Origin of the sequence: Psychrobacter sp. FME6, from assembly GCF_014861365.1 — a bacterium.
GTDB lineage: Bacteria > Pseudomonadota > Gammaproteobacteria > Pseudomonadales > Moraxellaceae > Psychrobacter.
On the sequence record NZ_RRYW01000203.1, the window covers coordinates 1 to 1,252 of the forward strand.

Here is a 1,252-nt window from a genome sequence, read left to right on the forward strand (position 1 = left end):
TCTTGGCTTCTTTGAGGTGCTTATTGGTGATATTAGCCCACTGCTCACGGATTGCCTTTAGTTCTTCCCTAGCACTTGGCAAACCACGCTCTTTAAGCTGGGTATTACTCATTTCTAGCTGTGATTTGTCTGTTAAAGCGACTCTGCCACTCTCCAAGCGTTCCAGTTTGCGAGTGGTCAACATGATATGGGCGTGATGATTGCGGTTGTCGCCTTGTGCATCAGGCGTATGCACTGCCACATCAACGGCAACACCGTATTGATTGGCTAAGTCCTTAGCGAAGTCGTTAACGAGCATTATCCGTAAACGCCTTGATAACTCATGGGGTAGATTAACGACTATCTCTCTTGCGGTTCTGCTGTTCTTTCTTGTTTCGGTAGTTTCTGCCAAGTTCCAAAGGTCGTTACGTTTGATGTCTAAATTGTTTGGGGTATGAAGTTGGGTGTATGCCACACCGCTTCTTTTGGTGTAGTCGTGTTCTTTGCCTGTGCGTTCATCTTTGATTGCGATACCAGCACGATAAGCAATAGACGCAGTGGCGGTTCTTCCGCTACTACGTGATACTGGCTTAGTCGATAGGTGGTAGATTGCCATGACTAGATACGCTCTGCTTCCAACTTGTCTGTTATGTCTTTAAAAACTTTTTCTAGATGTTGACTATCGTTACACTGCCTAAATATATTGTTTAACCCAAACCCTAATTGAAACGTAATTAAAAATCGCTTCTTGTCCATAGTGATCCGTTTGATTTCCGATAAATTAACAATATTATTATCTAGAACTATAAATTTTTGCATTATAACTCTTCTCTAAATTTTAGGTTTGGGGGTCAAGGGGGTTTCCCCTTTGCGAATTATGAAAACTATCTATACTGTAACGTAGTGGAATGTTAGCATAGTTTTCGTAAGTTCGCACTTAGTCAGTGGGACACAACCATTCCACAGTAAAAATTACATCATATAAATTTTAAAAATTAGGTGTTTTTAGCATGGAAACAAAAAAAGATATATTAAAACCGCTAGGTTTGGCATCTTCTGTAGCATTTGCTTATGCTATTTTATTTGTAGCATTGATGTTAGTTTCAGATAAAAAGATAACTAGCGATGGAGTTGTTTTACCAGCTATCTTAATTTTTTTAGTTATCTCTATAGTTAAATATACATTCTTCAAAGAAGATAAAAATATTCCGCAATGGCTAGGGGCTGTATAGAATTCAAATCAGCGGCAGCCAGATAAAGACACAAGCGAGAA

General features: G+C 39.2%; 2 protein-coding genes. One reads left to right on the top strand and one right to left on the bottom strand.

Going from position 1 to position 1,252, the window contains the following annotated elements:
* Nucleotides 1–595 (bottom strand): MobA/MobL family protein (locus EI162_RS14220; RefSeq protein ID WP_192524950.1); only part of this gene is annotated, 595 nt, incomplete at its 3' end.
* A 394-nt stretch (nt 596–989) separates the two neighbouring features.
* Here EI162_RS14220 and EI162_RS14225 point away from each other — a divergent pair.
* Nucleotides 990–1,211: a hypothetical protein gene (locus EI162_RS14225; RefSeq protein ID WP_192524951.1), complete on the top strand. Its 222-nt coding sequence runs from the start codon at nt 990–992 to the stop codon at nt 1,209–1,211.
* Nucleotides 1,212–1,252: the final 41 nt, after the last annotated feature.

What these genes read in the sequence shown, in the direction of transcription:
- EI162_RS14225 (WP_192524951.1), top strand. Translation starts at nt 990, where the DNA reads ATGGAAACAAAAAAAGATATATTAAAACCGCTAGGTTTGGCATCTTCT.